Raw genomic sequence first — 24,872 nt, forward strand, 5'->3', positions numbered from 1 at the left:
TCGCGAACTACTCGGGGCCGCTACTCCAGAGCGAACATGGCGAGCTGCGGGCAGTGCGCATCCGCCCAGTAGTTCCTGCCGTTCCGCATCAACCGGCGGACGAGTTCGTGCGCCGCGGGCCGCCACGGGAGCGCATCGAACTGCTCGCGACTCGCCGGCGTCTCACTCCACCCGATCGACACCTGATCGCCGCTACGGTGCACGCTCAGTGCCGGAGAGCCCGCGGCGATCCGGTCGATATCGGCGCCGCACGACCGCTCGAGGACGCGTGTATCGACGGTGACGAAGCCGCCCACCTGCCTGTCCTCGCGGATGCTGGTGTCGACGTACAGGCACGCAATTTCCTGGTCGCCGGCGTGGACACTGATCATGCGATGGCCTTCGTCCGATGCACCGACGGAGGGCAGACACACGACAGACCAGTACTCGCGCTCGCTGATGCGTGCATTGTCGATCGTCGATCGGACGTAGTCGCGCAACCAGGCGGTGACGAAGTCGAACTCGGGGTAGAGCTCGAGCTCCCGATACCGGGTATCGCGCAGCGGAAGATCGGTACCGGACTCTGGCGTACGCATGTTCACGCCCCGATTATGGCGTGTTCTCTGCCACGGCGGCATCGCGGTGCGGATCGGGCTGGTCGCGGGGTCGGTCGGTTGGCTCTTCGTCACAGGACAGCCCCTGGGTTGAGGATCGAACGGGGATCGAGGGCGTTCTTGATCAGGTGGGTCAACGCCATGACGTCGGGCCCCACCTGAGCGGGTAACCAGGGTTTCTCGAGCCTGCCCACACCGTGCTCCCCGGTGATGGTGCCACCGAGGTCGATCGCGAGATCCATGATCTGACCGAAGGCAGCGTGTGCTTGCTCCGTCATCTTCTCGTCCTCGGGGTCGTAGACGATCAGCGGGTGGGTGTTTCCGTCTCCCGCATGCGTGATCACCGCGACCGTCACTGCGTTGAGGCGGGCGATCTCCGCCACGCCCGCGACGAGTGCGGGGAGCATCGGCAACGGCACTCCCACGTCTTCGAGGAGGAGGCTGCCGAGTTGTTCGACCGCGGGAATGGCCATCCGCCGCACGGGGTCCTCCGAGTCGTACCGCGGTGCCGTCGGCGAGGACCACCTCGAGCCCGAGCACATAGTCGGATGTCACCCCGTACTTGACGCAGCACAGCCCGCCCGCGTTGGTCGCGGCGTTGCCGCCGATGGAGCAGATCTCGAACGACGACGGGTCCGGCGGGTACCACAGGCCGTGGTCGGCTGCGGCCGCCTTGACCTCGGCATTGAGCAAACCGGGTTGTGCGACGGCGGTGCGTGTGGCCGGGTCGAACGCGCGATCGTGCCGGTAGCCGGCGAGGATGTCGGGATCGGTGACGAGCACCCCGGCCGGGAGTTGCCTGGCCAGGGTGCTCGGATCCGCGCTGGACGACGTCACGACACCGCCGGAGCGTACCGGGCTCGCAGCTTGTGCTTGACGAGCTTGCCGGTGGGGGTGCGGGGCAGGTCATCGGAGAAGTCGATGCTGCGCGGAGCCTTGAACTTCGACACCCTGGACCGCACGTACTCGAGCAGTTCCTCCTCGACTTCAGGCCCGGGCTCGACACCCTCGGCGAGTTGCACGACCGCCTTGACCTCTTCACCCATCTCCTCGTTCGGCACTCCGATGACCGCGACATCGAACACCTTCGGGTGCAGAGTGAGGACGTTCTCGGATTCCTGCGGGTAGATGTTCACACCACCCGAGATGATCATGAATGCCGCGCGATCGGTGAGATACAGGAACCGGTCCTCGTCCAGATACCCGATGTCGCCGCTTGTCGTCCACGTCGGATGGTCGGGATGCGTTGCCTTCTCGGTCTTCTCCGGATCGTTGTGGTACTCGAACGGACGTTCGTCGCGTTCCCACCACACGGTCCCGATCGACCCGGTGGGCAGTTCCCGACCGTCCTCCCCGCAGATGCGAACGTGTCCCATCACACCGTCGTGTCCGACCGAACCCGGCCGGGCAAGAGCCTGCTCGGAGTTGATGAAGGTCGCGCCGGAGCCTTCGGTGGAGGCGTAGTACTCGTTGATCACCGGGCCCCACCACTCGATCATCGCCCGCTTGATCTCGGGCGGGCACGGAGCTGCCGCGTGGATGGCGACCTGCATGCTCGACACGTCGTACTTCGCGCGGCTTTCCTCAGGAAGCTTGAGCATGCGCACGAACATGGTCGGCACCCACTGACTGGCGGTAACCTTGTATCGGTCGATCAGCGCGAGCGCCTGTTCGGCATCGAAGCTGTCCATGAGGATCACGGTTCCGCCCACAGACTGGATGGTGCCGCAGAAGCGCAGTGGTGCAGCGTGATACAGCGGTGCAGGGCACAGGTACACCGTGTCCGAGTCGAATCCGTACATCGGGGCGAACACCGCCGTGTAGGGGTCGGGGATGTCCTGAACCTGTCCGTCGGGCAACTTCGGTTTGATCCCCTTGGGGCGGCCGGTGGTACCGGAGGAATACAGCATGTCCTGACCGCGCGGCTGATCGTCGAGAGGTGTGGTGTCGAAACGCTCGACGGCCTGCGTGTAATCCTCGAATCCGGGCAGTTCTCCCCCGTACACGAGGCGGTGTTCGACGTTCGGATACGCGTCGGCGGACATGTCCACGGCGCCGGCGGCCGGAGCAGAGACGATCAGGGCCTTCGCGCCGCAGTCGCCGACCACGTAGGCGGCCTCGGGCGCGGTGAGGTGCCAGTTGACGACGGTGATGTACAGGCCCGAGCGCAGTGCTGCCCAATACACCTCCATCACGCGCAGGTCGTTGTCGGAGATGAGCGCGATGTGGTCGCCGGGTTTCAGTCCGAGTCCCCGCAGGTACTTTGCGAGCCGGATCGAGTTCTCGTCGAGTTGCCGGTAGGTGAGTGACTCGCCGGTGGCCGGTCGCACGATGGCGGGCTTGTCCGGTGTGGTGGCGGCGAAGTTACCTGGGTACATGCACCATGGTCTACCACAGGATGTGGCGTGTGCCACAGTTCCTGTTCCGGTCGGTGTGGTGGCCGAATGCGCGACGTCGTCGGGTGGGTCGCTAGATCAAGATGTCTGCCTCGTGCATGACGATGAAGACGATGGTGATTGTCATCAGCGCGTACATGATCAACATCGTCACCCTGGCGGCCGTTTCACTCGTGGCCGGAAACACTTTGGGAGCCGGGTTCGCGTATGCGGCCGGGTTCTGTTTACCCGGTTTACGCGACGGCGGGGCGAGTGTGAACGGCGGCGTTCCCTTACCGGTGCGGTACGGATCCATCGGATTTGCAGTCATTGCACACATCCTCTCCATGCCGAATCAGGTTCAATGATAAGTGCGTGAGGCGCCGAGCGAGAGCGAGATAACGTGGCAGAGGCCGAAAACTCGACATCGTGATGAGGATGTGGCCACTGCTGCGTGCTCGAGTAATCGAATGGTCATGCAATAGTTGTTCGGACGTAACGGCGAGGGAAAGTCGTCGTGGGAGAGCACGCAGAGGATCGGCGCGAACGTCTCCTCACGCACCACTTCGGTCTGGGTGGGCATGCGCACGAGGGCGGGCGAGATCAGCGGTCCCACGAGAATGCCCTCGTCGAAGGGGTTTCCTACCGGGAGTCCGGTATACACGGGCGCGAGGCGTGCCACAAGATCGTCGGCAATTGAGCGGTGGACGATCAGGCGGCGCAGCGTAGTGCAGCGCTGCCCGGCGGTGCCGGCTGCAGCGAACACGACACCCGGCACCGTCAACTCCAGGTCTGCCGACGGGGTGACGACCGCGGCGTTGTTGCCGCTTCCGATGTCGTGTCCGAGCCGGCGGCGACAGGGAGTATGACGGCAGTGTCCCTGTGCAGGTACGGTGGGCGACACATCTCGTAGTCTTTCGGAACTCGTTACCCGGCAACGATATGCAGCGCAGTGTTCGTGCTGGCCCCCGATCCGGATCCGGTGCGGCACCGCAGGGAGGAGGAGCCCGATGGGGCGCATCACGCAACGGGTCGACCCCGCGTCGCTCACGCCGGATCTCGTGCGACACGGTCGTGCCGCCGTCGCGTTCGACCAGGACGGTGTGGTTCAGGCGATGCCCGCACGTGTCGTCGACACAGGGGAGCTTCACGTCGGCATCATCAATTCCGAACTCGGCCGGCAGGCTGTGCCCGATCGAGCCTCGGTGATCCTCGACGACGGGGCCTACTGGTTCGAGTTGCGCGCGGTGAATCTGCGTGGACGGCTGCGACCGGCACCGCAACCGCCGGTGGGCGAGCGTGCCGACCTGCAGTGGTTCGTATTCGAACCTCGTCGCGCGACAGCATGGGACTATTCGACGTTGCACGAGGAGGAGACGGGCGGATGAAGACCGACGATGTGGTGGCGCAGGTGTTCCTCGACCGCACGACGGTGGCGCGGGTAGCGACCCGGTCTCCCAAGGGCAGACCCGTGATGACGCCGCTGTGGTTCGTCGTCCACCGGGGACGGCTGTATCTCGGCACCGGTCGCGACACCGTGATTGCGCGCAACGTCGCCGCCGACCCGGACGTAGTTCTCCTGCTCGACGCAGACGATCGGGCAGGGGAGTACGAGTTGCGTATCCGCGGCCGGGCGATCGTGACCGAGGGCGTGCCCTCGGCACCGGTGCTGGTGCGGATCGCCCGCAAGTACTATCTGGGTGGTTGGAGCTCCGAGCTCGCGAATGCGAGACGGTGGCGGCTCCGCAACGCTTACTATGCGCAGAGCGTCGGCGCCACGATCGAGATCGATCCGGTCGGAGCCGAATTGGTGTCTCGTCCCTGAACTGTCCACTCACCCGAACTCGACGCCCTGCGCGAGGGGGAGTTCGTCCGAATAGTTGACGGTGTTGGTGGCGCGGCGCATGTAAGCCTTCCACGAGTCGGAGCCCGACTCGCGGCCGCCGCCGGTCTCCTTCTCTCCACCGAATGCACCACCGATCTCGGCGCCCGACGTGCCGATGTTGACGTTGGTGATCCCGCAGTCCGAGCGCGCCAGAAACCGCTCGGCCTCGCGCTGATCGGAGGTGAAGATCGATGACGACAAACCTTGGGGAACACCGTTGTGCAGCGCGATCGCTTCGTCGAAGTCGTCGTAGGGGAGCACGTAGAGAATCGGCGCGAACGTCTCCTCACGCACCACTTCGGTCTGGGTGGGCATGCGCACGAGGGCGGGCGAGACATAGACGCCATCGCCCGGTACTTCCACCGGTCGGCCGCCCGCGACAACGACGCCGCCGTCGCGTTCGGCGCGGTCGAGAGCCGAGCGCATCGCGTCGTAGGCATGTGGCGAGATCAGCGGTCCCACGAGAATGCCCTCGTCGAAGGGGTTTCCCACCGGGAGTCCGGTATACGTGGACGCGAGGCGTGCCACAAGATCGTCGGCAATTGAGCGGTGGACGATCAGGCGGCGCAGCGTAGTGCAGCGCTGCCCGGCGGTGCCTGCTGCAGCGAACACGACACCCCGCACCGTCAACTCCAGGTCTGCCGACGGGGCGACGACCGCGGCGTTGTTGCCGCCGAGTTCGAGCAGGCAGCGGCCGAACCGTGCGGCGACGCGGGGCCCCACGATCCGCCCCATCGGAACCGAACCGGTCGCGCTGACCAAGGCCACCCGAGGATCGTCGACGAGTGCTTCACCGGCCGTGGCGCCGCCTATCAGGACATGATGCAGATCGGCGGGGGCATCGACGTCCGCGGCGGCGCGGCGGAGCAACGCGTCGCACGCGAGGGCGGTCAGCGGTGTGGTTTCCGAGGGTTTCCACACTACCGGGTCGCCGCACACCAGTGCGATCGTGGTGTTCCACGACCATACCGCCACCGGGAAGTTGAATGCGGAGATCACGCCGACCACACCGAGGGGATGCCACGTCTCCATCAGGCGGTGGCCGGGCCGCTCGGACGGCATCGTGCGCCCGTAGAGTTGCCGCGACAGGCCGACCGCGAAATCGCATACATCGATCATTTCCTGCACCTCACCGAGTGCCTCGGAAGGAATCTTGCCGGCTTCGAGCGTGACGATTTCGGCGAGATCGTGCCGGTGCTCGACGAGTAGGTCGCCGAACCGCCGGACTAGCCTGCCCCGAACGGGTGCGGGGACGTCGCGCCACCGCTCGAAAGCCTGTGCGGCCGAACCGATCGCGTCGTCGATCTGCGCGGCGGTGTGTGGTTCCAGACGTGCGAGTTCCGTGCCGTCGATGGGTGTGGTGACCGTCAGTGCACCCGCACCACCGGGCAGGGTGGCACCACATTTCTCCGCTGCGATGCGTGCGCGATTGCTGAAACTGTCCGTGGCATTCATCGGTGTAGTCCTTTGTTGCTCGGTTAACCTGCGCTGGTGCCGGAATCTTCGAAAGAATCGCTGGACGAGATCGATAGGTTGTTGTTGCGCGAACTGGTTGCGGACGGCCGCGCCACGTTGTCGGTACTTGCCGAGAAGGCCGGGCTGTCGATTTCCGCAGTCCAGTCGCGGGTGCGCAGGCTGGAGTCCCGGAATGTGATTCGCGGGTACACCGCGAAAGTGGACCCGGACGCGCTCGGCCTCATGCTGTCGGCGTTCGTCGCGATCACTCCTCTCGATCCGTCCCAGCCCGACGATGCGCCTGCACGTCTGCGTCACATCGAGGCAATCGAATCGTGTCATTCGGTGGCGGGCGACGAAAGCTATATCCTGCTTGTGCGTGTTGCGACGCCGCGCGACCTCGAGTATCTCCTCCAGGAGATCCGTGCCACCGCGAATGTTGCCACCCGCAGTACGGTTGTGCTGCAGACATTTTACGCAATGTAACCGCATCGACGCCCAGATCTTCAATCGAACCGACCAATGAGCTGCAAAAGTTCGCGTACTCTCGCGAATATGAGCACTGCATTCCGTGATCGGGACGGTGCGGAACTCGTGGCCCCCGACCGGGTACACGCCGTCCTCGGAACACACATGCTGGCAGACGGGTTTCCCCTCGTCCTCGACCTCGAACGTTCGCGGGGAGTGCGACTCGTGGACCGACGCGACCGCACCTGCTATCTCGACATGTTCGGATTCTTCGCGTCGTCTGCACTGGGAATGAACCATCCCGACTTGGCAGACGACCCGGCCCTCCGTGACGAACTCGCTGTGGTGGCTGCCAACAAGCCCAGCAACTCCGACATCTATACCGTGGGCATGGCCGAATTCGTCGCCACGTTCGCGCGGGTACTCGGCGACCCCGCACTGCCGCATCTGTTCTTCATCGACGGTGGTGCCCTCGCTGTCGAGAACGCGCTCAAGGCCGCATTCGACTGGAAGAGTCGCCTGAACGAAACGCGTGGTCACGATCCCGCGCTCGGGAGCAAGGTGCTGCACCTGACCGAGGCCTTTCACGGGCGCACCGGATACACGATGTCGCTGACCAACACCGATCCCGTCAAAACAGATCGGTTTCCGAAGTTCGACTGGCCGCGCATCGACGCTCCGTACCTGAGGGACGGACGTGACGTCGTCGAGGCAGAGGACCGTGCACTCGAACAGGCGCGTGCGGCGTTCGCCGATCATCCCCGAGACATCGCGTGCTTCATTGCCGAGCCCATCCAGGGAGAGGGCGGCGATCACCACTTCCGGCCGGAGTTCTTCCAGGAGATCGCGGCGCTCTGCCGTGAGCACGATGCATTGCTGGTGGTGGACGAGGTACAGACCGGTGTGGGTATGACCGGCACCATGTGGGCGTACCAGCAGCTGGGGATCGAGCCCGACATCGTTGCATTCGGCAAGAAGGCGCAGGTGTGCGGGATCATGGCCGGAGGGCGTCTCGACGAGATCCCGGACAACGTGTTCGCAGTGTCGTCGCGGCTCAACTCGACGTGGGGCGGCAATCTGACCGACATGGTGCGTGCCCGCCGCATCTTCGAAGTGATCGAGCGCGATGGACTGGTCGACAACGCGCGAGCGACCGGCGCGCACCTGCTGTCCGCGCTGCGGCAGCTCGCGACGCGGCATCCGGTCGTCACCGAACCGCGAGGTCGCGGACTGATGTGCGCGATCACCCTGCCATCGCAAGAAGCTCGCGATGACGTTCTCGCCCGGCTCTACCGCGACGAGCAGGTCCTCATGATCGGTTCCGGGCAGCGCGGAATCCGTTTCCGGCCGCCGCTCACAGTGACCAGTGCCGAACTCGACGAGGCGGTTGCCGCGCTCGACAGGGTCCTGGCCGCCGCGGTCTGAGCTGCGGGGTGATCACGATGTGCTCGATTCGAGATGTCGCAATACAGCGAGCACCCGACGGTGGTCCTCTGGCTCCGGATGCAGACCCAGCTTGAGGAAGATCGAGCGGATGTGCGCCTCGACCGTGCGTTCCCCGAGGAACAGCGTTGCTCCGATTGCGCGATTGGATCGGCCCTGGGCCATGAGCGTGAGCACCTCGCGTTCCCGCGTCGACAGGTCGTCGACCGGCCGGGAGTCGGAATGCGGACGCGACACCATACGGCTCACCACACCCGGATCGATGGCCGACCCGCCGTCGGCGACACGATGGAGTGCGTCCACGAACTCGTCTATATCGCCGACGCGATCCTTGAGCAGATAGCCCACACCCGCGGCGCCGGTGGCCAGCAGGTCCATCACGTACTCGGATTCGACGTACTGCGACAGCAACAGCACTGCGGTCTCGGGATATTCGGACCGGATCGACCGTGCGGCGTCGATGCCCTCGACGGTATGGGTGGGCGGCATCCGGATATCGACGACGGCGATGTCGGGTCGTGTCCGTGCCACCGCGTCGAGCAGGGTGGCGGCATCGTCTGCTTCGCCGACCACGTCGAGACCCTCATCGTTGAGCAGGCTTCGGATCCCTTCCCGGAGAAGTACGGAGTCGTCGGCGAGTACGACGCGGAGTGGGCGACTCCGTCGGCGCCGGGGACCGGTGCGTGCAACAGATGTGATCGGTGAGACCGATACCTGGGTGGGTTCGAGCCGTGCGTCCGAGTGGTGGACCAGCGCGGCCCGGACAGCGTCGGAGAACTCACGACATGTGGAGTACCGGTCCTCCCGATTCTTCGCCAGTACCCGGGCGACGACGGCGTCGATGGCCGGGCCGATATCGGAGCGCAGTGCGCTCGGACGCGGGATCGGACTCTGGGCGTGTCCGTGCCACAACTGCGGGAGCGTCTCACCCGGGTACGGCGGCCGACCAGTGATCAGGTGATAGAACGTGCACCCGAGCGAATAGAGGTCGGCGCGAGCATCGAGTGCCACTGTCGTGTCGAACTGCTCCGGTGCGGCGTTCTGCAGGCTCGCGACGAACATCCCGGTACGCGTGAGACGTCCCGGTTCGTCGAGAGCCTTCGCAATCCCGAAATCCGTGAGCAGGATGCGCTCGCTTTCGCCGGGCCCGGCGGGTTCCACGATCAAGATGTTGGCCGGTTTCACATCGCGGTGGAGGACGCCGGCGCGGTGCGCGTAATCGAGAGCCTTCCCGGTTTCGGTCACGATATGCAAGGCTTGTTCCACCGGCGTGGTCCCGGCGACGATCAGATCGGCGGCGGTGGTTCCGGGCACGTACTGCATGGTGAACCACAGGCGATCGTCGATTCGTCCGCGGTCGTAGATCTGCACGATGTTCGGGTGCTCGAGACGAGCCACATGAGCGGCTTCGCGTTCGAACCGGGTGGCGACGTACTCGTCGGCGGTGAGGGCGGGATGGAGAAGTTTCAGCGCGACCGTACGGGGTAGGTGAGGATGCGCCGCCAGATAGACGGCACCCATACCGCCCATGCCGATCAGCTTCTCGATCCTGTATCCGGCAAACACCGAGCCGGGCTCGAGTCCGCCGCTCACCGTCATCGCCTGCACCTCCTGCCGATGACCCTCCCTCCATTGAACCGCTCGGAGCGGTAGTGCGGAAGTGCTGTTCGGTCAGGTGCCGGCGTCCGCGCGGAGCTGCAGGGCGACCGTCAGAGTCGTGCCGCTTCCAGTGGGGCTGTCGAGGGTCAGGCTGCCACCGAGGGCTTCGGCGCGATCTGCCAGACCATCCAATCCGCCACCGGGAACTCGCCTGGCACCGCCGGACCCGTTGTCGGCGATGGTCAGGTGCAGTGTGTCGCCGGCGCGGCATACCACGATCCGCACGAGGGTCGCGGACGAGTGTTTCGCGGCGTTGGTCACCGCCTCGGACGAGATGAGGTAGGCGGCAAGTTCGATATGGCTCGGCAACCGTGACTCGAGACGATCGTCGACGCGCACTGGAATCGGTGCTCGTTCCGCCAGGGAGTTCAATGCGACGGCCAGACCCCGCTCAGCCAGCACCGGTGGGTAGACACCACGCGCGAGGTCGCGTAGCTCGGTCAGGGCGGCGTTCAACTCGGCGGCACCGTCGGCGAGGAGGGCACGCATCTGCATGTCGTCGTCGGTTCGCTGCGCTCGACGCAGCAGCAGCGACGCCGCGACCAGTCGTTGCTGGGCGCCGTCGTGCAGGTTGCGTTCGAGGCGGCGTCGTTGCACATCGCCCGCTGCGACGATGCGTTCGCGAGATCGCCGCACCTCGGCGAGTTGCTCCTCGAGGGCTCGTTGGAGTCGATCGTGGTCGAGCGCAAGACTTGTCGCGGTTCGCACCGCGGCGAGCAATTCGGGTTGGGCTTCCAAAGTGGTGTCGTAGACAAGGGCCCCGACGGGTGTTCCCTCGTGTTCGAGAACGGTGAAGCCTCGCGTATGGGAGCGTCGGGGAAGGGGCTGGGCAATTCCGTCCGAATCGAGGTAGAGGCCGTCCTGGTAGGTCCACAGGGTGAGACTCGGATCGTGTACGGCACGACGAAGAGCATCGACGAAGCCGACGTCGATCGGAATGTCGCCGATCTCCACCATCGCGTCCGTGACTGCAGCACGGGTGAGCCGGTAACGGACGAGCCCGATCGCCACGGCCAGCGGAAAGAGCGCTGCACCGGGATAACGCAAATTCAGAATCCAGGTGTAGGTAGGGCCGGGAACCGCCGTGACGAGGATCGCGATGGTGAGAAGTCCGGCGATCGCGCATGCGACTCCGAACGGGGCGAACCCAGCTCGATACGCTGGTGAGCCCCGTTTGAGGCGTACCACCACCACGCCGACGAGGATCGTCGTGAGTAGGACGGCGCCCGCCCCGACGGTGAGTTGAATCGCATCGGCGAGTTCGGGGTCGTGGTGGATCAGCAGAAGGTTCGCCGAGGTGGATGGATACATCGATTCCACGGCGCGCGGATCGAAGTACAGCCACTCGGCCATCACGCCCAGGAGCGCCAATACCCACGCCGCGCCGACGAACCATCGTTCCCAGCGCTGATTCAATCGTCCGGTCGGAAAACCGATGACCGACTGGAGCAACAGGGGCAGGTACAGATTCGTCGCGATGATCCCGATCGTGAATGCGACCGGATTACCGGACCGGCGCAACCCACCCAGCAGCCACAGCGCACCGGCGACGACGAGCAGCATGCCTGTCAGGTCGCGTGGGCGAGATGTCCACGCGACCGCGCCTGCCACCAGGAATGCGACGCCAGCGCCGGCGAACAGTGCCATCTCGCTTGGGCCGAACACCGGAAGGTATGGGCCCTGCGCCGCGGCGAACGACTCGCGTGGGCCGAGAAGCAGACTCCGCGCCGGATCGTGTCGCGCGGCGTCGGACCAGTCGACGGCTGCCACCACCACCGCAACCAGCGCAAGGCTGTACGCGGTCAGCAGTAGAAATGCGCGGCGACCCATCGAGCCTCCTCGTCGAACCGTTCCAGTCTCCTCCTCGGTCGGCTGCGGCTCCACCGTGGAGGCACGGAGACGCAGGCCGTACCCGCGCGGGGAGAAAGTAAGGGGTCTGCACGGATTCGCAGTGGCGCTCGTCGGCGGAAAGTTGTTGTCGTAACCCGGATCCACCGGCTACAGGACGCGGTAGCGAAAGCACCGCACGACCAAGGAGTGAGAAATGTTGGTGATCATTGTAAACGCGATCAACGCCCTGTTGGCACTGCTCAGTGATGCGACGATCAAGCACGACGTCCAGACGCTCGAGCGGTAGTGAGGGGAGACCTGTGGCACTCTCAGCCTCCGGTCCCGGTGGGCTACCCGAGCTCTCCGGGCGGTGGATCTCCACCGCCCGGGGACGGCGACGCGCTCGGATCTCAGCACGTAGCCGGCACCCGGTTGCGTGGATGCGATCAGTCACTACCCGCAGACGCGGAATCCCAGCGCAGACACCGGTCAGCACCGACGACATTCTCGTCCGTCTGGGTGAATTGCCGCTCAGTGTGTGGACCTACGGGTTCGACCACCACTCGGTCCGTCATCTCGGTCCCATGGCCCAGGATTTCGCTGCCGCCTTCGGGCTCGGGTTCTCGGAGCGACGAATCGGTGTCGTCGACGCCAACGGTGTCTGCATGGCGGCGATTCAAGCTCTCTATCGCAGGGTCGTGATTCTCGAGAAGGAGCTCGACGATATCGACCATTAGCCGGGACGTTCGCTCCCGCGACCTCCCTCGCTTCCCGCGCGTGCAATTGCTGCTGCGGGAAGCGATCGTGCTCGCGGGAAGCCCGGACCAGGTTCCGGGACGGTGTGCTGCCGAATCACACCACCATGCGTAACTTGTGTGGCATGACCGATGCCGTGGACAACACCGCCGAAGTTGCGCAGGCCTTCGCAATTCCCTCGCTCGTCAACCTCCGAGACATCGGTGGCCGAGCCAGCTCGTTCGGTGGTGTAGTCCGCACCGGTGTGGTCTTTCGCTCGACAGCGCTGGCCGACATCACCGACACCGATATCGATGTGCTCGCTTCGCTTCGGATTTCGGCCGTGTACGACCTTCGGACGGCAGCGGAACGCGAACGGCGTCCGGATCGACTGCCGGAAGGAACGAAACTTGTGGGTCTCGATGTGCTCGCCGATCGTCCGACGGGCTCGGTCGCGGGATCCCTCGGCGATGTGGTCGCCGACCCGGTTGCCGCCGCGACGCACCTGGGGGACGGGCGTGCCGAGCAGCATCTGCTCGCCACCTACCGAGAGCTCATCACGTTGCCGAGTGCGGCGGCCTCGTACCGCGAGCTCTACACGGGTATCGCTCACGAGGATGGTCCGGCGCTCATCCACTGCACCGCAGGTAAGGACAGGACGGGTTGGGCCGCTGCGGCACTGCTCATGTTCGCAGGCGCGACCGAGCAGGATGTCTTCGACGACTACATGTTGACGAACGAGATGTTGCTACCGAAATTCGAGGAGATGTTCACTCGCTTCGAAGCGGCCGGTGGAGACCGTGCTCTGTTCCTCCCCCTGCTCGGGGTCCAGCGCACCTACCTCGAGGGTGCCGTCGACGAGGCGCTGCGTCGCTACGGCACGATCGACGAGTACTTCGCGTCGGGACTCGGGCTCGACGACGACACCCTGCAGGCATTGCGTACCCGGATGGTCGACACCGAGAACGCCCCACCCGGTGAATCAGGCAGGTAGCCTACTGCGTCCGACGGGTACTACTGCCTCCGACCGGTACGAACTCGCCGACCGACAGCGGCGGCGATCGCCAGACCGATCGCGATGCCCACGAGATCGGCGCACCAGTCCCAGATCGAACCGGACCGCCGCACCGCGATCGTGGCCTGCAGGACTTCGGTGACGATGCCGTAGATCGCGAGCCAGGCCGCGGTGACGACCGGCGAAAGGCGTGCGTGTCGGGAGCAGTACGCCAGCACTGCGAACATCACTGCGTGCGTGACCTTGTCGGTATGGGGAGGTCCGCTGGGAACCGTGCCGCCGGGCGTCAGCAACATGACGGTGATGGTGATCGTGGCGAGCGCCAACGGGGCGACGCGGTACCAGACGCCGAGACGCGAGGAAAAGTTGCGGTACCGGGACGAATCAGGCACAGGTCAGGTCGGTGAACTCGGACAGGTCGAGGCAGCCATCGCCGGAATGTCCGCCCAGCACATTCAACGCGTCGGCCCGGTCGGCGTCGCCGATTCGGATGTCGGGGGAGTCCATCATCAGAGAGTAGATCACCGTGCTGGAGACCGGAGCATCGCGCCGCGTGCTCACTTCCGTCGCGAAACTCTTCCCGTTGGACGGGAAATCCGCGCGCGTATCGGATTCGCGCGGGTGATGATCCGCATCACACCCGTTGGCGGTGGAATTCCGATCCTGTAGCGAAGTGAGGGCGCACGTGAGTGGTGAAGTATTCGACGAAATATTCGACGTTGTGGTGGTGGGGTCGGGAGCTGCGGGCTCGGCCGCAGCCCTCGAAGCGAAGCAGGGTGGAGCCGATGTGCTCGTGGTCGAGAAGTGCGATGAGGGCAGCGCAGGCGGGAACACCCGCGTATCCGGCGGAGGATGGTGGGTCAATCGTGACCCGGAGCGGGCGCGGGTCTTCCTCCGCGCGCTCAACGGCCCGTTCCCCGTCGCCGACGATGTCGTCGACGCCTGGGCGACCGAAACAGCCGAAATCTCGACGTGGTTGAAGAAACTCGGCGCCGACGTCGCGATGAGCGGTCAGTACCACACCGATCCCGAGTACCTGTCCGTCGAGGGAAGCGACTCGTATGCGGGCATGGACACCATCGAAGGCCGGATGGGCAATGGTCTGCTCCAGGACTTCCTGGTTTCGGCATTGGCCGAACGCGGCATCGAGACCCGATTCGACACACCGGCAACGCGACTGATCGTCGACGGCGACGGGGTCGCCGGTGTCGAAGTGCACAGCGCGAGCGGTCCGCGACGTATCAGGGCACGTGGCGGTGTCGTCCTCGCGACCGGCGGCTTCCAGGCCGACGCATCGATGGTGCGGGACTATCTGCGCGTGGAGGATCACGTGTTGTGGGGGTCACCCGCCTCGACCGGCGATGGCCACCGGATGGCGCAAGCGGTGGGTGCCGATCTCTGGCACATGGGAAACATGATGAGCATCACCGGGGTTCGCGACGCGGACGGCGCCGGCCACTACCTCGCACTGTGGAATGCGCACAACTATCTGTGGGTGGGCGACGACGGTCGGCGCTTCCTGGACGAGACCGCAGATCCGTGTCATGGACATACCCTCCGGGAAGGAGCGTACGAACTCTTCCCGCTTCGACCGTTCCACCTGATCTTCGACGAGCAGATGCGTACTGCCGGCCCGTTGAGCCCGACACCCGACACCCTGCCGGTGGGATGGAACCTTCTCATGAACGGCTCGCGCTGGAGCGCCGACAACAGCGAGGAGATCGAGAAGGGCCTGATCGTGCGCGCGGAGTCGATTGCCGAGCTGGCCGCGAAGATCGGGCTGGACGCGACCACACTCGAGCACACCGTCGAGCACTACAACGCCGCATGCACCCACGGGCGCGACGACCACTTCGCTCGTGATCCGGAAAGGCTCGGACCGGTCGTGCAGGGCCCGTTCTATGCGTTGAGGGTCACCCCGCTGCTGGGGTGGACCAACGGTGGGCCACGACGAGACGGGCGTGCGCGCGTACTCGACACCCGAGGGGACATCGTCGAGGGGCTCTACGCTGCGGGCGAGCTCAGCTCCACCTACAGCTGGCGCAAGGACGGCGGGTTCCACATCAGTGACGCCCTTGCGTTCGGCCGCGTTGCGGGACGAGACGCCGCAACGAGGGCCTGACGGTCATCCGGCTCCGGGATCCCGTATCAGTCGCAACCCGCGTCTGACGACAACCGCCAGGACCACCAATCCGAGGAGAATCGCAATCGGATGGCGGACCGCCACCATGATGACCAGCGCCGCGAGCGCGAACGGAACCAGCGTCAGCAGGTCGGCCACGACGTGTCCAGATGCGGGTTCGTGCAGGAACGACGGCGCCGTCGGTAGATCGGAGAACAGCGGAACCACATCGGCCCGAGTGACGGCCTGTGTCGCGAGCGCGACTCGATCGTCGAATTCGACGACAGACAGGCGACCGGCCGAAAAGTGTTCACCGAGCAGCGCGATAGCCTCTTCGCGCTCCGCGGTGCCGATTCGGACTTCGGGCAGTTCGGCCATATGCCCAGAGTAATGGGAGTCGGCGCGGCGGTGTGCGTGCGGTCTGGCTCACACTTCGCGCACGGTCAGCCCGAGCCCTCCCGTGGCGAATCTCGTGACTGCGGAGCGGGCAGCGTCCAGCGCGTCGGTGTGGCCGTCGATCGCGGTCCCGCTCAGCGCACCGTCGGGCCGCAGCGTGATGGTGGCCTGCACGTCGGCGGTCGTCGACTCGCACACCGACCAGCTGTACGCGCTGTCGTCGGTCCACGCGTCGAGCTCACGTGCGAGGAGGTACCAGTTGCCGGCGTTGATCTCGACAGGGTCCATCAAATGCCTTCCGAACTGCGTAGCTGTGGTGGCAAAGTTGTGGTGCGAAAAGCGAGGGTGCCCGACCCCTGGGGATCGGGCACCGTCGACTTCGTTCAGTGTGAGCGCTCAGTGCACCATCACTTCAGTTCGGTGAGGACCGTTCCCTGAGTGATGGCGGCGCCCGGCTCGACCGCCAGACCGGTCACGACACCGGCCTTGTGCGCGGTGACCGGATTCTCCATCTTCATGGCTTCGAGCACCGCGATGAGGTCGCCCTCGGCGACTTCCTGGCCCTCGGTGACCGCGACCTTGACGACGGTACCCTGCATCGGAGCCGTCACAGCATCGCCCGATGCCTTGCCGCCGCCGGCACCGCCGCGCTTACGTGCCTTCGGCTTCTTGCGGATCGTGCCTGCCGCACCGCCGCCGTTGCCGCTGAGCGAGAACTGGCCGGGCAGCGACACCTCGACGCGGCGACCGCCGACCTCGACCACGACGTTCTGACGCGGCAGGGTCTCGTCCTCGTCGTCGGCTGCACCGCCGCCGGTGAACGGCTCGATGGTGTTGTCCCACTCGTTCTCGATCCACTTGGTGTAGACGTCGAACTTCTCGGCACCGTTGTCGTCGACGCTGCCGTGGAACGCCGGGTTCTCGACGATGTGGCGGTGGAACGGGATGACCGTGGCGAGGCCGTCGACCTCGAACTCGGCGAGGGCGCGTGCGGCCCGCTGCAGCGCCTGCTCGCGGTTCTCGCCGGTGACGATCAGCTTGGCGAGCATCGAGTCGAACTGACCGCCGATGACATCACCCTGGACGACACCCGAGTCGACGCGCACGCCGGGGCCTGTCGGCTCCTTGTAGACGGTGATCGGACCGGGAGCAGGCATGAAGCCCCGGCCGGCGTCTTCGCCGTTGATACGGAACTCGAAGGAGTGCCCACGCGGTGCCGGGTCCTCGGTGAGCTCGAGCTTCTCGCCGTTGGCGATGCGGAACTGCTGACGAACGAGGTCGATGCCGGCGGTCTCCTCGGTGACCGGGTGCTCGACCTGCAGGCGGGTGTTGACCTCGAGGAACGAGACGGTGTCGCCCTGCACCAGGTACTCGACGGTGCCTGCGCCGTAGTAGCCGGCTTCCTTGCAGATGGCTTTGGCGGACGCGTGGATGCGCCCGCGCTGCTCGTCCGTCAGGAAGGGCGCGGGGGCCTCTTCGACGAGTTTCTGGAAGCGACGCTGCAGCGAGCAGTCGCGCGTGCCGGCCACGATGACATTGCCGTGGTGGTCGGCGATGACCTGGGCCTCGACGTGGCGGGCTTTGTCGAGGTACTGCTCGACGAAGCACTCGCCGCGACCGAAGGCGGCGATGGCCTCACGGGTGGCGGACTCGAACAGTTCGGGGATCTCCTCGATGGTCTGCGCGACCTTCATGCCGCGACCGCCACCGCCGAAGGCGGCCTTGATCGCGACGGGTACGCCGTACTGCTTGGCGAACTCGACGACCTCGTCCGCGTTCTTGACCGGGTCTTTGGTGCCGGCGGCCATCGGGGCCTTGGCGCGCTCGGCGATGTGTCGCGCGGTGACCTTGTCGCCCAGGTCGCGGATGGACTGCGGCGAGGGGCCGATCCAGATCAGACCTGCGTCGAGCACTGCCTGCGCGAAGTCGGCATTCTCCGAGAGGAAGCCGTAGCCGGGGTGGATCGCGTCGGCGCCGGACTTGGCCGCGGCGTCGAGAATCTTGTCGAACACCAGGTAGGACTCGGCCGAGGTCTGGCCACCGAGGGCGAACGCCTCGTCTGCGAGCTTCACGAACTGTGCGTCTGCGTCGGGTTCGGCGTAGACCGCGACACTTCCGTAGCCTGCATCCTTGGCGGCTCGGATGACCCGCACAGCGATCTCGCCGCGGTTCGCGACGAGCACCTTCGAGATCTGCGCGCTGGCATGACTGGGCACGGAGCCTCCTGTTGATCGATCGTTAGGTTATTTCCGTCGTCGGCAGTCTAAGCGCCAATCGGATAGACGATGTAACCGGATGGCCTCTACACAGTACGGCGCATACTCGAACGCACAATGCTACTGACCAGTAGCCGGAAATGCTTCGTTCTCCAGGTCGGGTGCCCACGGTCCGGACGTGTTGAGCCGGTCCATCAACAGGCGTACTCGTTCCAGGAGGTGGGGAACATTCGTGGTCGCCTCGGAGTTGTCGGGGAATCTGGCGGAGACGTTGATGCCCTCGGGTGTCCGGTTGATCCAGATGTAGACGTCGTGGGTGTAGCTGCGGCTGCGCAGTGCACGGGCATTCGTTTCCGGCCACTGCGCCGCCATGGGTACGAACCGGACGTCCATGTAGGACACGAGGAACTGCGGGCGGATGGGTACGCCGAGCAGTTCGCCGACCCTGTCGAACGGAATGCGCGCACTCGCGCGGGTGCGTCGTAGTTCCTGCGCCGCACGGTTCGCGAGGATGACGAAACCGGGGTTGCCCAAGAGGTCGAGGTCGATCGGCCGGAGCCCCACGAACCATCCCAGGGACCCGGCCCACATCGGTCCGGTCCGGGTATGAGAAGGAACGACAGTGCGGAAGTGATCGGCGCCGGCGAGGTCCGACGCGGCCTGACCGAAACACGCCAGCACCCCCGAGAAGAACCCGGCGTCGGCATCGCGACACCGTTCCGCGAATCGGGTCGCGTCGTAGCCGTCGAACCAGCGCTCGGACAGACGCTTCTGAGGCGAGGTCTTGGTGGTGCGGCGACCGATCGGAAGCGGGAACTTCGGCATTTCGCCTCCGCTCTCCCGCAGCGTCGTGCGCCAGATCCGCACGGCCTCGTGATCGACGTCGAGGTCGCTGGCATCGGCGCGCTCGGAGGCCCCGAAATCGATGTAGCTGCCGACGGGGAACAGATCTGCCGGGCGGCCGGTCCGCTCTTCCTCGTACAGTGCTGTGATCTCATGCGCGACCAGCACGATGGAATAGCCGTCGATGATCGAGTGATCCGAGCCGAAGAACACCGTGAAGGCGTCCGACCCTTCCGCCGCACCCGACTGCACGTCCGGGGCGGCGGGCTCGGGGGCCAGCGTCGCGAAGACGTACGCGGGCCACAATTCTGGCGTCGTGTAGTCGTCGAACAACGCGTGGAGTTGCGTGCGGATCATGGTGGCGTCGGCCGGATCGTGCTGGATATGCCGCACCGCGACCCTGCCGGGTGGGGCCGTCCTGCGGATCAGAGCGCCGCCCGGATCGTCGCCGACGGCGAATGTCGCCTGACTACGAAGGGGTTCGTGCCGGTCGATCCATCGTTGCAGGGCGCGACCGAAGACATCGATGTCGAGCGGTCCGGCGATCTCGAATGCTGTGCCGAGCCACGCTTCCCTCCCCGGGGCGGCCCGCGTGCCCGCGGTTCGGCGCAGGTGTGCCTCGTGGATGTACGACGCCGGGCGCGGGTCCCGGCGCCATGCGTCCTCCTCGGCGCACGGCAACCATTCGATCAACGTTCCCGCCGGGATCGAATAGTCGGCAAGCTCCGTGAACTCCATTGCCCGTCAGGCTCGCAGATGCCGTTTGATGCGCGCGAGCATCGCGCTCATGCCGCGCAGCCGCAGGGGACTGACGGCACTGGCAAGACCGAGATCCGAGTAGAAATCATCGGGAACGTCGAGGATCTCCTGCGCGCTGAGACCGTCGAGCCCCTGGTGGAGGATCGACGCGAAGCCCCGCGTGGTGGGTGCCTCGGCGGGCGCACTGAAATGCAGCTTCACGTGCGCCCGGTCGGTGGCATCGACGGAAAGGAACAGGGGCGATTGACATTCGGGCACGGGCTCCATCGCTGCTTCCTCGAGTTCGGCCGGCAGCGGAGGCAGTTCGCGACTGAACTCGAGAAGCAGCTGGAGTTTGTCCTGGCCCTCGACGGCGGCGAAGTCGTCGACGATCTCGGCGAGGGGTGCGGGAATGCTCATGACGCGGGAACGGTTCCCGGCTCCTCGCCCTTGGCGATCGGGACGCGGACGGCGTTGCCCCACTCTGTCCATGAGCCGTCGTAGTTCCGCACGTTCGGGTAGCCGAGCAGGTGGGTCAGCACGAACCAGGTGTGACTCGACCGCTCACCGATGCGGCAGTATGCGACGACGTCGTCATCCTTGCTGATGCCCGCGTAGATCTCCTCGAGCTCGGCGCGCGAACGGAAGCGGCCGTCCGGTGCTGCGGCCTTCGCCCACGGGATCGACACTGCGGTGGGGATGTGACCGCCGCGGAGTGCGCCTTCCTCCGGGTAGTCGGGCATGTGCGTGCGTTCGCCGGTGTACTCCTGCGGCGACCGCACATCCACCAGCGGGCACTTCCCCAGGTGATCGAGCACGTCGTCCTTGAAAGCCCGGATGGGGGAGTCGTTGCGCTCGACGGCAGGGTAGCCGCTCGTGGTGGTGACGGGGATATCGAGGGTGGTGTCGCGGTTCTCGGAGATCCACGCGTCGCGACCGCCGTCGAGGAGGCGGACGTCCTCGTGGCCGAACAGCGTGAACACCCACAGTGCGTAGGCAGCCCACCAGTTGGACTTGTCGCCGTAGATCACGACCGTGTCGGTGCGCCGAATTCCTTTGCGGTCCATGAGCGCGGCGAACGCGGCGCCGTCGATGTAGTCGCGGGTGACGGGATCGTTGAGGTCGAGGTGCCAGTCGATCTTCACTGCGCCGGGGATGTGCCCGACGTCGTAGAGGAGCACATCCTCGTCGGATTCGACGACTTTGACCTCGGGGTGGCCCAGGTGAGCGGACAGCCACTCGGAGGACACCAGACGGCCGGGGTCTGCGTAGGCAGCGAAGGAAGTGGTGGGGTCGGGCGCGACGGGCACAGGGGCTCCTGAGGCAGTGGTGGCAGGTGCGTCGTCGATTCTAGGCGGTAGGTTCGACAGGCGTGATCTCCCGTGGTGCTCCGGCCGGTGACCTGTGCGGTCGAACCGACATCGACCTCCTGGTGCGCACGTTCTACGAACGTGCTCTCGCCGATCCGATCCTTGCGCCGGTGTTCGAGGTGCTCGCGATCACCGGCCTCGACGAACACCTGATCGTCGTCGGCAGCTTCTGGGAGCAGATTCTGTTCCGTACCACCCGGTACGACGGCAGTTTCCTGCCGGTGCACCACGCGCTGCACCGGCATCATGGGCTGTCGCCGGCGCGGTTCGAGCGGTGGCTCGAGCTGTGGACGGCCAACATCGACGCGCACTTCACCGGGGTGAATGCCGAGCGGGCCAAGCGCAAGGCGGAGGCGATGGCGTTGTCGCTGGAACGGTCCTTACCGGCTCTGTGACATCCGGCCGTCAATTGCCTGCGAAGATCCTCTGCCACACAGTCGGATCCGTTCGAGGACCGCTCGGAGTTCCGGCACCGTACCGCTCGATCTCCGCCGCAATGTCGAGGGGCCTGGTCGGCGGCATGCCCGGTACCAGTTCCTCCTCGATTCGGTCATCGGGGACGAGCCAGCACACCTCGAACTCGATACCGTCGGGATCCTGTCCGTACAGAGCCTTCGTGGATCCGTGATTGCTTGCACCGGTGAGCGCACCCGCGTGCCGCAACCGCTCGGCCATCCGCGCAAGATCTGCGAGAGTCTCGGTCTCCCAGGCCAGATGATAGAGGCCGATGTCGCCCGGTCGACGTTCTCCAGGCCCGTTCTGGCTCTGGAACAAGCCCAGGTCGTGATCGTTCGCCGAGTTCTCGGCCTGCAGGAAGGCCGCACCGGGGAACCCTCCCGGAAGGGGCCGAAAGCCGAGAATGTCCCGGTAGAAGGCAAGGCTGCGTTCGAGATCGGAGACGAACAGCACGGCGTGGTTGAGTCGGCGGATCATGGGTTCCTACTTCCCGAAGTGGATGTCGACACCGATCGCAGGAGGCGTTCGAAGCTCCTTCGGACGCTGCGCGGTCACTCGGTTGCCGGCGGATTCGAGGACCAGAGGTCGGCGACGGAGACCCCGACCTCGGTGAGGAGTCGCCGGACGAGCGGCAGACCGATCCCGATCACGGACGACGGATCGCCCTCGATGCCGTCGACGAACCAGCCGCCGAGGCCGTCGAGCGTGAAGGCTCCGGCGACCTGCAGCGCCTCACCGGTCGCGAGGTACGCCTCGAGATCGGTGTCGGACGGCGTGCCGAAGCGCACCGTCGTGCCGGAATGGTCGTGGGCCTGCGCCACGACCTGCCCGCGGCGGGCGCGTAGCACGCTGTGCCCGGTGAGCAACTCCGCGCTGTGCCCGGACATGTGCTTCCAGCGCGCTCGGGCTACCTCGACAGTGCCCGGTTTGCCTTGGAGTTTCCCGTCGAACAACAGCATCGAATCGCAGCCGATCACGACGAGATCGTCGTGTCCCCCGGGGGCGGGATCGTCTGCAGTGAGCGTGCGCAGGACGTCGGCGGCCTTGGCGCGGGCCAAGGTGGTGACCACGACGTCGGGTGCCGCATCGGGTCCGAGCTCGGCGATGACCGCGTCCTCGTCGACTTCCGATACCTGGACGAGTGGCTCGACCCCGGCACCGCGCAGCACGGACAAGCGTGCCGGCGACGCCGAGGCGAGAACAAACCGGGGCATCGATCAGCCGCGGATGGGGTACGAGTACGGCGAGAACGGAGCCCACTGGCGGTGCATCCGGGTGGGATCACCCCATGTTTCCGGTGGCTTGCCGTCGCCCTCGGGTGCGCCACCCGCAGCGGCGGCTGCGAGCACCGTGACCAACGCGGCGACATCTGCATCGGTCGGATTGCCCTTCACGATCCGGATGGCGGGTGCCTCGGACGTCGCTTCCGGCTCTGCGTCTGCGGTCACCGACGTATCGGCGCCCTCGAAGGCGCCGGCGGTCACGGCGGTCAGCTCTGCATCAGTGATGATCGTTTCCTCGGTCAGCGCGGTCACAGCGGAATGTTCCCATGCTTCTTCGGCGGGAGCGAGACCATCTTGCGTTCGAGCAGTCGCAGCGCGGACACGATCTGGCCGCGGGTGTGCGACGGCGGGATGACAGCATCGACGTAGCCGCGCTCTGCTGCGACGTACGGGTTCACGAGGGTGTCCTCGTATTCGTTCTGGAGCTCGAGGCGAAGTGCGTCGACGTCCTGACCGTTCGCAGCGGCCTCCTTGAGCTTGCCGCGGTAGACGAACCCGACAGCACCCGACGCACCCATGACGGCGATCTGTGCGGTCGGCCACGCGAGGTTGACGTCGGCGCCCATGTGCTTCGAGCCCATCACGTCGTACGCGCCGCCGTAGGCCTTGCGGGTGATGACGGTGATCTTGCCGACAGTTGCCTCACCGTAGGCGTAGAGGAGTTTGGCGCCGCGGCGGATGATGCCGTTGTACTCCTGCTCGGTGCCGGGCAGGAAGCCCGGAACGTCGACCAGCGTCACGATCGGAACGTTGAACGCGTCGCAGGTGCGCACGAAGCGTGCGGCCTTCTCGGAGGCGTCGATGTCGAGGCAGCCCGCGAACTGCGTCGGCTGGTTGGCAACGATGCCGACGCTGCGGCCGTCGACGCGCCCGAAGCCCACGATGACGTTCTGGGCCCGCTCGGCCTGAACCTCGAGGAACTCGTCGTCGTCGAGCAGGCGACGGATGACCTCGTGCATGTCGTACGGCTGGTTCGCCGAATCCGGGATGATCGTGTCGAGTTCGAGATCCTCCTCGGTGAGCGAGTCTTCGATGGAGCCGGCGATCGGATCTGTCGGGACCGTGCGCGGTGCCGCGGCCTGGTTGTTCGACGGGAGGTAGGACAGCAGATCCTTGACGTAGTCGAGGGCGTCCTGCTCGTCGTTGCCGACGTAGTGGGCGACACCCGATTTGACCATGTGGGTGTGGGCGCCTCCGAGGTCTTCCATGGTGACGTCTTCGCCGGTGACGGTCTTGATGACATCGGGGCCGGTGACGAACATCTGGCTGGTCTGGTCGACCATCACCACGAAGTCGGTCAGGGCGGGGGAGTAGACGTGCCCACCGGCGGCGGGGCCCATGATCAGCGAGATCTGGGGGATCACGCCGGAGGCCTGCACGTTGCGGTGGAAGATCTCGCCGTAGAGGCCGAGCGAGACGACGCCTTCCTGGATACGGGCGCCGGCCCCTTCGTTGATGCCGATCAGCGGCCGGCCGGTGCGTAGCGCAAGGTCCATGACCTTGACGATCTTCTCGCCGTAGACCTCACCGAGGCTGCCGCCGAAGACGGTCGCGTCCTGGGAGAACACGCAGACGTCGCGTCCGTCGACGGTGCCGTAGCCGGTGACGACGCCATCACCGACAGGACGGTTGTCGGCGAGGCCGAAGTTGGTGCTGCGGTGGCGGGCGAGCGCATCGATTTCGACGAACGAGCCTTCGTCGAGGAGCGCGGTGATGCGCTCGCGGGCGGTCATCTTGCCTTTGGCGTGGACCTTCTCGATGGCTGCTTCACCGACCGGAGCCTGGGACTTGGCCTGGCGTTCGCGCAGGTCTGCCAGCTTCCCGGCGGTGGTATGGATATCGGGCGTACTCGCCGCCTCGGGCGCGGACGGCTCCTGGACAGTGGTCATGGGCAGTCAGCTTAGCGATCGTCAATCTGCACCGCCGCACGGAGGTCCGTGTGCGTTGAATGATTGAACTGAAGCTACCGGCGAGTACCGGTTTTCGCCCA

26 protein-coding genes and 2 pseudogenes are annotated in these 24,872 nt (G+C 65.8%); 8 read left to right on the forward strand and 20 right to left on the reverse strand.

Features of this window, described 5'->3' with window-relative positions:
• Nucleotides 1–20: 20 nt before the first annotated feature.
• The 5 genes and pseudogenes from ACZI8W_RS13750 to ACZI8W_RS13770 all read right to left on the reverse strand — a co-directional run.
• Nucleotides 21–575 (reverse strand): hypothetical protein, encoded by a 555-nt coding sequence (locus ACZI8W_RS13750; protein WP_463369122.1) that lies wholly within the window; start codon nucleotides 573–575, stop codon nucleotides 21–23.
• Between the two features lie 89 nt (nucleotides 576–664).
• Nucleotides 665–1,430: pseudogene (locus ACZI8W_RS13755) on the reverse strand (FAD-binding oxidoreductase).
• A complete protein-coding gene (locus ACZI8W_RS13760) occupies nucleotides 1,427–2,971 on the reverse strand; it encodes an AMP-binding protein (protein ID WP_463369047.1) in 1,545 nt (514 codons plus the stop codon). The pseudogene ACZI8W_RS13755 and the gene ACZI8W_RS13760 overlap by 4 nt, the downstream one beginning before the upstream one ends.
• A gap of 91 nt (nucleotides 2,972–3,062) precedes the next feature.
• Entirely contained in the window at nucleotides 3,063–3,299 is a 237-nt protein-coding gene (locus ACZI8W_RS13765) for a hypothetical protein (RefSeq protein ID WP_463369048.1), read from the reverse strand.
• Between the two features lie 270 nt (nucleotides 3,300–3,569).
• A pseudogene (locus tag ACZI8W_RS13770) lies at nucleotides 3,570–3,794 on the reverse strand (aldehyde dehydrogenase family protein); the annotation flags it as partial.
• Nucleotides 3,795–3,978: 184 nt separating this feature from the next.
• Here ACZI8W_RS13770 and ACZI8W_RS13775 point away from each other — a divergent pair.
• Nucleotides 3,979–4,356, forward strand: coding sequence for a hypothetical protein (locus ACZI8W_RS13775; RefSeq protein WP_463369049.1), 378 nt, complete (start codon nucleotides 3,979–3,981; stop codon nucleotides 4,354–4,356).
• Complete coding sequence (locus tag ACZI8W_RS13780) at nucleotides 4,353–4,793, forward strand: pyridoxamine 5'-phosphate oxidase family protein (RefSeq protein WP_463369050.1); 441 nt, start codon at nucleotides 4,353–4,355, stop codon at nucleotides 4,791–4,793. The genes ACZI8W_RS13775 and ACZI8W_RS13780 overlap by 4 nt, the downstream gene beginning before the upstream one ends.
• Nucleotides 4,794–4,802: 9 nt before the next feature.
• On the opposite strand, the gene amaB is transcribed toward ACZI8W_RS13780, so the two are convergent.
• The gene (gene amaB, locus ACZI8W_RS13785; protein WP_463369051.1) at nucleotides 4,803–6,308 is read right to left on the reverse strand and encodes an L-piperidine-6-carboxylate dehydrogenase; all 1,506 of its coding nucleotides are present in this window, start codon (nucleotides 6,306–6,308) and stop codon (nucleotides 4,803–4,805) included.
• Nucleotides 6,309–6,344: 36 nt separating this feature from the next.
• Between amaB and ACZI8W_RS13790 the strand changes: the two genes are divergently transcribed.
• Together ACZI8W_RS13790 and lat are read left to right on the forward strand one after the other, a co-directional pair.
• Nucleotides 6,345–6,794: an Lrp/AsnC family transcriptional regulator gene (locus ACZI8W_RS13790; protein WP_463369052.1), complete on the forward strand. Its 450-nt coding sequence runs from the start codon at nucleotides 6,345–6,347 to the stop codon at nucleotides 6,792–6,794.
• 69 nt (nucleotides 6,795–6,863) lie between these two features.
• Complete coding sequence (lat, locus tag ACZI8W_RS13795) at nucleotides 6,864–8,201, forward strand: L-lysine 6-transaminase (RefSeq protein ID WP_463369053.1); 1,338 nt, start codon at nucleotides 6,864–6,866, stop codon at nucleotides 8,199–8,201.
• Between the two features lie 12 nt (nucleotides 8,202–8,213).
• Here the strand turns inward: lat and ACZI8W_RS13800 are convergent, their stop codons facing one another.
• Both ACZI8W_RS13800 and ACZI8W_RS13805 read right to left on the reverse strand, forming a co-directional pair.
• Nucleotides 8,214–9,818 (reverse strand): protein kinase domain-containing protein, encoded by a 1,605-nt coding sequence (locus ACZI8W_RS13800; protein WP_463369054.1) that lies wholly within the window; start codon nucleotides 9,816–9,818, stop codon nucleotides 8,214–8,216.
• A 72-nt stretch (nucleotides 9,819–9,890) separates the two neighbouring features.
• Nucleotides 9,891–11,708 carry a sensor histidine kinase gene (locus ACZI8W_RS13805; protein WP_463369055.1) on the reverse strand — a complete coding sequence of 606 codons (1,818 nt, stop codon included), beginning with the start codon at nucleotides 11,706–11,708 and terminating at the stop codon, nucleotides 9,891–9,893.
• Nucleotides 11,709–12,148: 440 nt separating this feature from the next.
• Between ACZI8W_RS13805 and ACZI8W_RS13810 the strand changes: the two genes are divergently transcribed.
• The gene (locus ACZI8W_RS13810; protein ID WP_463369056.1) at nucleotides 12,149–12,445 is read left to right on the forward strand and encodes a tail fiber domain-containing protein; all 297 of its coding nucleotides are present in this window, start codon (nucleotides 12,149–12,151) and stop codon (nucleotides 12,443–12,445) included.
• A gap of 143 nt (nucleotides 12,446–12,588) precedes the next feature.
• Nucleotides 12,589–13,437, forward strand: a complete 849-nt coding sequence (locus tag ACZI8W_RS13815; RefSeq protein ID WP_463369057.1) for a tyrosine-protein phosphatase — start codon at nucleotides 12,589–12,591, stop codon at nucleotides 13,435–13,437.
• Nucleotides 13,438–13,457: 20 nt separating this feature from the next.
• Here the strand turns inward: ACZI8W_RS13815 and ACZI8W_RS13820 are convergent, their stop codons facing one another.
• Both ACZI8W_RS13820 and ACZI8W_RS13825 read right to left on the reverse strand, forming a co-directional pair.
• Nucleotides 13,458–13,754 (reverse strand): VanZ family protein, encoded by a 297-nt coding sequence (locus ACZI8W_RS13820; protein ID WP_463369123.1) that lies wholly within the window; start codon nucleotides 13,752–13,754, stop codon nucleotides 13,458–13,460.
• A gap of 88 nt (nucleotides 13,755–13,842) precedes the next feature.
• Nucleotides 13,843–13,965, reverse strand: a complete 123-nt coding sequence (locus ACZI8W_RS13825; protein WP_463369058.1) for a DUF1707 domain-containing protein — start codon at nucleotides 13,963–13,965, stop codon at nucleotides 13,843–13,845.
• A 178-nt stretch (nucleotides 13,966–14,143) separates the two neighbouring features.
• Between ACZI8W_RS13825 and ACZI8W_RS13830 the strand changes: the two genes are divergently transcribed.
• Nucleotides 14,144–15,580: an FAD-dependent oxidoreductase gene (locus ACZI8W_RS13830; RefSeq protein WP_463369059.1), complete on the forward strand. Its 1,437-nt coding sequence runs from the start codon at nucleotides 14,144–14,146 to the stop codon at nucleotides 15,578–15,580.
• Nucleotides 15,581–15,583: 3 nt separating this feature from the next.
• On the opposite strand, the gene ACZI8W_RS13835 is transcribed toward ACZI8W_RS13830, so the two are convergent.
• The 6 genes from ACZI8W_RS13835 to ACZI8W_RS13860 all read right to left on the reverse strand — a co-directional run bounded on the left by ACZI8W_RS13835 (nucleotide 15,584) and on the right by ACZI8W_RS13860 (nucleotide 21,083).
• The gene (locus ACZI8W_RS13835) at nucleotides 15,584–15,958 is read right to left on the reverse strand and encodes a DUF1707 SHOCT-like domain-containing protein (protein ID WP_463369060.1); all 375 of its coding nucleotides are present in this window, start codon (nucleotides 15,956–15,958) and stop codon (nucleotides 15,584–15,586) included.
• 48 nt (nucleotides 15,959–16,006) lie between these two features.
• The gene (locus tag ACZI8W_RS13840) at nucleotides 16,007–16,264 is read right to left on the reverse strand and encodes a hypothetical protein (protein ID WP_463369061.1); all 258 of its coding nucleotides are present in this window, start codon (nucleotides 16,262–16,264) and stop codon (nucleotides 16,007–16,009) included.
• 119 nt (nucleotides 16,265–16,383) lie between these two features.
• Nucleotides 16,384–18,192 carry an acetyl/propionyl/methylcrotonyl-CoA carboxylase subunit alpha gene (locus ACZI8W_RS13845; protein ID WP_463369062.1) on the reverse strand — a complete coding sequence of 603 codons (1,809 nt, stop codon included), beginning with the start codon at nucleotides 18,190–18,192 and terminating at the stop codon, nucleotides 16,384–16,386.
• 120 nt (nucleotides 18,193–18,312) lie between these two features.
• Nucleotides 18,313–19,773: a condensation domain-containing protein gene (locus tag ACZI8W_RS13850; RefSeq protein WP_463369063.1), complete on the reverse strand. Its 1,461-nt coding sequence runs from the start codon at nucleotides 19,771–19,773 to the stop codon at nucleotides 18,313–18,315.
• Between the two features lie 6 nt (nucleotides 19,774–19,779).
• Complete coding sequence (locus ACZI8W_RS13855) at nucleotides 19,780–20,193, reverse strand: SufE family protein (protein ID WP_463369064.1); 414 nt, start codon at nucleotides 20,191–20,193, stop codon at nucleotides 19,780–19,782.
• Complete coding sequence (locus ACZI8W_RS13860; RefSeq protein ID WP_463369065.1) at nucleotides 20,190–21,083, reverse strand: sulfurtransferase; 894 nt, start codon at nucleotides 21,081–21,083, stop codon at nucleotides 20,190–20,192. Before ACZI8W_RS13860 ends, ACZI8W_RS13855 begins: the two co-directional genes overlap by 4 nt.
• A 62-nt stretch (nucleotides 21,084–21,145) precedes the next feature.
• Between ACZI8W_RS13860 and ACZI8W_RS13865 the strand changes: the two genes are divergently transcribed.
• Nucleotides 21,146–21,538: a group III truncated hemoglobin gene (locus ACZI8W_RS13865; protein ID WP_463369066.1), complete on the forward strand. Its 393-nt coding sequence runs from the start codon at nucleotides 21,146–21,148 to the stop codon at nucleotides 21,536–21,538.
• Between the two features lie 10 nt (nucleotides 21,539–21,548).
• Here the strand turns inward: ACZI8W_RS13865 and ACZI8W_RS13870 are convergent, their stop codons facing one another.
• The 4 genes from ACZI8W_RS13870 to ACZI8W_RS13885 all read right to left on the reverse strand — a co-directional run bounded on the left by ACZI8W_RS13870 (nucleotide 21,549) and on the right by ACZI8W_RS13885 (nucleotide 24,771).
• Nucleotides 21,549–22,076 (reverse strand): VOC family protein, encoded by a 528-nt coding sequence (locus ACZI8W_RS13870; RefSeq protein ID WP_463369067.1) that lies wholly within the window; start codon nucleotides 22,074–22,076, stop codon nucleotides 21,549–21,551.
• 74 nt (nucleotides 22,077–22,150) lie between these two features.
• Nucleotides 22,151–22,813: a Maf family protein gene (locus tag ACZI8W_RS13875; RefSeq protein WP_463369068.1), complete on the reverse strand. Its 663-nt coding sequence runs from the start codon at nucleotides 22,811–22,813 to the stop codon at nucleotides 22,151–22,153.
• A gap of 3 nt (nucleotides 22,814–22,816) precedes the next feature.
• Nucleotides 22,817–23,134 (reverse strand): acyl-CoA carboxylase subunit epsilon, encoded by a 318-nt coding sequence (locus ACZI8W_RS13880; RefSeq protein WP_463369069.1) that lies wholly within the window; start codon nucleotides 23,132–23,134, stop codon nucleotides 22,817–22,819.
• Entirely contained in the window at nucleotides 23,131–24,771 is a 1,641-nt protein-coding gene (locus ACZI8W_RS13885) for an acyl-CoA carboxylase subunit beta (protein WP_463369070.1), read from the reverse strand. Before ACZI8W_RS13885 ends, ACZI8W_RS13880 begins: the two co-directional genes overlap by 4 nt.
• Nucleotides 24,772–24,872: the final 101 nt, after the last annotated feature.

Source organism: Rhodococcus ruitaii (assembly GCF_055230935.1).

Bases quoted from the DNA above. Each gene is read 5' to 3' on its own strand.
- ACZI8W_RS13810 (WP_463369056.1), top strand. From the start codon at position 12,149: ATGCGATCAGTCACTACCCGCAGACGCGGAATCCCAGCGCAGACACCG.
- amaB (WP_463369051.1), bottom strand. From the start codon at position 6,308: ATGAATGCCACGGACAGTTTCAGCAATCGCGCACGCATCGCAGCGGAG.
- ACZI8W_RS13805 (WP_463369055.1), bottom strand. From the start codon at position 11,708: ATGGGTCGCCGCGCATTTCTACTGCTGACCGCGTACAGCCTTGCGCTG.
- ACZI8W_RS13885 (WP_463369070.1), bottom strand. From the start codon at position 24,771: ATGACCACTGTCCAGGAGCCGTCCGCGCCCGAGGCGGCGAGTACGCCC.
- ACZI8W_RS13835 (WP_463369060.1), bottom strand. From the start codon at position 15,958: ATGGCCGAACTGCCCGAAGTCCGAATCGGCACCGCGGAGCGCGAAGAG.
- lat (WP_463369053.1), top strand. From the start codon at position 6,864: ATGAGCACTGCATTCCGTGATCGGGACGGTGCGGAACTCGTGGCCCCC.
- ACZI8W_RS13760 (WP_463369047.1), bottom strand. From the start codon at position 2,971: ATGTACCCAGGTAACTTCGCCGCCACCACACCGGACAAGCCCGCCATC.
- ACZI8W_RS13850 (WP_463369063.1), bottom strand. From the start codon at position 19,773: ATGGAGTTCACGGAGCTTGCCGACTATTCGATCCCGGCGGGAACGTTG.
- ACZI8W_RS13775 (WP_463369049.1), top strand. From the start codon at position 3,979: ATGGGGCGCATCACGCAACGGGTCGACCCCGCGTCGCTCACGCCGGAT.
- ACZI8W_RS13820 (WP_463369123.1), bottom strand. From the start codon at position 13,754: ATGTTGCTGACGCCCGGCGGCACGGTTCCCAGCGGACCTCCCCATACC.
- ACZI8W_RS13825 (WP_463369058.1), bottom strand. From the start codon at position 13,965: ATGGACTCCCCCGACATCCGAATCGGCGACGCCGACCGGGCCGACGCG.
- ACZI8W_RS13840 (WP_463369061.1), bottom strand. From the start codon at position 16,264: ATGGACCCTGTCGAGATCAACGCCGGCAACTGGTACCTCCTCGCACGT.
- ACZI8W_RS13780 (WP_463369050.1), top strand. From the start codon at position 4,353: ATGAAGACCGACGATGTGGTGGCGCAGGTGTTCCTCGACCGCACGACG.
- ACZI8W_RS13855 (WP_463369064.1), bottom strand. From the start codon at position 20,193: ATGAGCATTCCCGCACCCCTCGCCGAGATCGTCGACGACTTCGCCGCC.
- ACZI8W_RS13875 (WP_463369068.1), bottom strand. From the start codon at position 22,813: ATGCCCCGGTTTGTTCTCGCCTCGGCGTCGCCGGCACGCTTGTCCGTG.
- ACZI8W_RS13800 (WP_463369054.1), bottom strand. From the start codon at position 9,818: ATGACGGTGAGCGGCGGACTCGAGCCCGGCTCGGTGTTTGCCGGATAC.
- ACZI8W_RS13815 (WP_463369057.1), top strand. From the start codon at position 12,589: ATGACCGATGCCGTGGACAACACCGCCGAAGTTGCGCAGGCCTTCGCA.
- ACZI8W_RS13765 (WP_463369048.1), bottom strand. From the start codon at position 3,299: ATGACTGCAAATCCGATGGATCCGTACCGCACCGGTAAGGGAACGCCG.
- ACZI8W_RS13870 (WP_463369067.1), bottom strand. From the start codon at position 22,076: ATGATCCGCCGACTCAACCACGCCGTGCTGTTCGTCTCCGATCTCGAA.
- ACZI8W_RS13750 (WP_463369122.1), bottom strand. From the start codon at position 575: ATGCGTACGCCAGAGTCCGGTACCGATCTTCCGCTGCGCGATACCCGG.